The organism is Novipirellula sp., from assembly GCF_041583735.1.
Classification (GTDB): Bacteria; Planctomycetota; Planctomycetia; order Pirellulales; family Pirellulaceae; genus Novipirellula.
Genome location: NZ_JBFHFD010000854.1, coordinates 1 through 3,107, shown reverse-complemented (window position 1 = coordinate 3,107; position 3,107 = coordinate 1). Strand labels below are relative to the sequence as shown.

At 56.0% G+C, this 3,107-nt stretch carries 3 protein-coding genes and 2 pseudogenes; 4 read left to right on the top strand and 1 reads right to left on the bottom strand.

Features of this window, described 5'->3' with window-relative positions; translation table 11 throughout:
- Window positions 1–877 (top strand): annotated as a pseudogene (locus ABX962_RS33755) (DNA gyrase subunit B); the annotation flags it as partial.
- A 168-nt stretch (window positions 878–1,045) separates the two neighbouring features.
- Here ABX962_RS33755 and ABX962_RS33750 read toward each other — a convergent pair.
- Entirely contained in the window at window positions 1,046–1,462 is a 417-nt protein-coding gene (locus ABX962_RS33750; RefSeq protein ID WP_372726065.1) for an efflux RND transporter permease subunit, read from the bottom strand.
- Between ABX962_RS33750 and ABX962_RS33745 the strand changes: the two genes are divergently transcribed.
- The 3 genes and pseudogenes from ABX962_RS33745 to ABX962_RS33735 all read left to right on the top strand — a co-directional run bounded on the left by ABX962_RS33745 (window position 1,456) and on the right by ABX962_RS33735 (window position 2,241).
- Window positions 1,456–1,986 carry a PQQ-binding-like beta-propeller repeat protein gene (locus tag ABX962_RS33745; protein WP_372726064.1) on the top strand — a complete coding sequence of 177 codons (531 nt, stop codon included), beginning with the start codon at window positions 1,456–1,458 and terminating at the stop codon, window positions 1,984–1,986. The genes ABX962_RS33750 and ABX962_RS33745 overlap by 7 nt on opposite strands.
- Before the next feature lie 15 nt (window positions 1,987–2,001).
- A pseudogene (locus ABX962_RS33740) lies at window positions 2,002–2,091 on the top strand (PQQ-binding-like beta-propeller repeat protein); the annotation flags it as partial.
- Window positions 2,092–2,097: 6 nt separating this feature from the next.
- Complete coding sequence (locus ABX962_RS33735; protein WP_372726063.1) at window positions 2,098–2,241, top strand: hypothetical protein; 144 nt, start codon at window positions 2,098–2,100, stop codon at window positions 2,239–2,241.
- Window positions 2,242–3,107: the final 866 nt, after the last annotated feature.

The following is a 3,107-nucleotide window of genomic DNA, read 5'->3' as shown; positions in this document are numbered from 1 at the left end:
GGCTCAGCCGCCATTGTTCCGCGTCCAGCACGGCAAGTCACGTTACTACATTCAGAGCGAAGAAGAGATGAAGTCTCAATTGCTTGAACGTGGTTTGAACGACACCTATTTCGAAGCCGAAGACGGACGCCGCGCCGAAGGTGAAACGATGCGGCAGCTGTGTATCACGTTGGCTTCGATGGAAGATGCGATTTTGGCACTCGAACGTCGCGGATTCAGTCTGCGGATTCACGCGGTTCGCCAAGACCCCGTCACCGGCCGCTTGCCGGCGCTATTGTTGACGCACGAAAACGAAGAGCATTGGTTCCATAACCAAGAAGACGTCGAGACGATGCTGAACGAGCGTGGATGGCGTCTTGATAACGAAGAGGTCGATGAGGACGAGCTTAAGCTGACGTCGGACGAAGCAGGAGAGGCGACGGCCGAGCCAGCGGCGCCCGAAGTATTCGCCCACTTGGCCGAGCTTCATGAAGTGCGAACGATCAACAGTGGATTGAAGGACCTTGTGCCATTGCAGTTCACGTTAGAAGACTTGATCCCGATCGAGCGAACGGGGTCGACCACGGCGCGGTTTGAATTGGTTCGCGGTGAAGATGTCCGGCGTCCGCTTGAGGATCTTCGCGAACTACTTCCCGAAGTGCGGGCGGCGGGTGAAAAAGGGTTGCAAGTGACTCGCTTTAAAGGACTGGGTGAAATGAACGCGGAGGAGCTCCGCGAAACAACCCTCGATCCTGTGAACCGAACGCTTGTCAAGGTGAATATGACCGACGTCGGTGCTGCGGACGAAATGTTCCGCCTGCTGATGGGCGAAAAGGTCGAGCCTCGCCGCGAATTCATCGAGAAGCACGCGCTGGACGTACGAAATCTGGACGTCTAAATCACGTCAGTTGGAATTGATCACGCGTTTCTGGAGATCAGAACGCGTCTGCATCTCAAGGCGAGTCCTCGATCAGCGACGCCCCGGTAGTGGACGAGGCAACGAGTCCTGCGGTGGGCGGCAAGCTTGGGGACTCGTAGCGTCGTCCACTACGTTTGATGGGTTAGGTTATCGAACTCGATTCGTGATCGTCCGGTCGCGGATCAGTCCGACGTCGCATGCCGCGACGTAGACACAGGGGATGACGATCAAAACCAGGATCGTGGAACTGAGCAGCCCAAACACAATCGAAACCGCCGTCGGAATCAACACCTGGGCTTGCGTGCTTTTCTCGAGCGTCAATGGCAACAGCCCCGCCATCGTGGTGATACTGGTCAACATGATCGCGCGAAAGCGAAGGCGGCTTGCGCTGCGAGCGGAGTCGTAACTCGGTTTGCTTTCGGAGCGTTCCTTCTTCAAAAACAGTACCAGCAGAATCGAGTCATTGACCACAATCCCCGCAAGTGAAACGAATCCCACCAAACTGGGCATGGAAATCTCCATCCCCATCCACATGTGTCCAAAGATCATTCCGATCAATGACATCGGAATCGGCGGCCTCGCCGATGCTTGCCGGCGAACTGTTGATCATGCCGTTCGATGGCAGCAGTCCACAAGAGCAGCGAGTCGGTTGGAAGGAACCGTGGGACCAGGCCGTCCTGCTGGCGATCGAAAAGGAGACTGGCAAAACCAAATGGCGCGGCAAGCGAGGACTGTCCCGAGTTGGACATGTGATGCCGATTACGATCGACAACGGAAAGACAGTCGTCAGTGCCGGCGGCGACCGCGTGCAGGCACATGACGTTAAAACAGGCGAGCGAATTTGGTCGGTCTACAGCCAGGGCGAGGGCGTGACACCCTCACCCGTGCTCGGTGAAGGTTTGATTTTTACCTCGTCCGGTTTCGAAGAGCCGACGATCCGAGCGATTCGCCCGGGCGGTCACGGAGATGTGACCGAGTCGCATATTGCCTGGGAACAAACACGCGGCGTTCCGGCGTTGCCATCGCCGCTGTACGTCAAGCCATACCTTTACACGATTACGCGTGACAACATCCTGTACTGTCTTTAGGCGGCAACGGGTGACATTGTCTGGCAAGAACGACTCGGCGGCAACTATTCCGCATCGCCACTGTTAGCGGACGGCCGAATCTATATCACCTCCGAAGAAGGCGTCACCACGGTGATCGAGCCTGGGGCGGAATACAAAAAGGTTGCCACGAACAAGCTGGAGGGGAAAACGATGGCATCGATCGCGGTTTCGCAAGGCAATTTCTTCTTGCGCAGCGGAGACTCGCTGTACTGCATCGGCAACCCACCACGATGAAGGACCCGCGGTTCTTACGCCGAAATCCGCGTCGCTTTTTTCTTTCTCGATATTGGTACGTGCAATCGCAGCGAACGTGAGTCCGTTGATCGGGAAAACCAAGCATAGCTGCGGTCACCTCTCCGCTGGCGAAGGAGACTGCTGATTTAACTGGCAAGCGAATAGGCCGGAGGCCGAAACATGACCTGCCGTTGGCCTGAGCCAACGGTTTAGTGTGTTTCGCGAGTGAATAGTCACGAAGTGACGACAGGCAATCGCCATGAACGAGAGTCCATGGAAGAGGACGCATCCCAGTGCACAGAGTCGCGAAGTGACGGCAGGTGTTGCGGCCAGAGTGCAACGCACCTGAGCTGCAGCGAAAAGGTTAAAAGATGTTAGATTAAAAAATGGAGACAACGCCAGCAATCGTGTTCTGTCACGAATCGCGATGGCAGTCTCATGTTTCTGTCGCACCAATTTTTCCTTTCGTCTGCGCACACCGTATCGTTCCATCGATTCTGAGTCTGCCCTGTTCCAGCGTTCAAGCTCGCTCATACTGCATGAGAGGACAGAAAGATTGGTGCGACAGAAAGATTGTAAAGAAGCCGCTCTGTTCCATCGATCTCGGTACCAACCAAGCAAATCGATCCATTCTGTCCTCCCAGTCGCAACGCGACGATAGGATCTAGCCATGGACGTGAGTCCATGGTTTGGGTGCAAACACGATCACAGAGCCCCGAAGGGGCGGCAGGAATCGTGGGTGCGGAATCTCCTGTCGTCCCTTCGGGACTTACAGCGTATGACGTGTGCGCGTTCCATGGGCTGACGCCCATGGCGACAACATGCCGCCACTTCGTGGCTGTTCGTGAGTCCCGCAGCGACGGCTT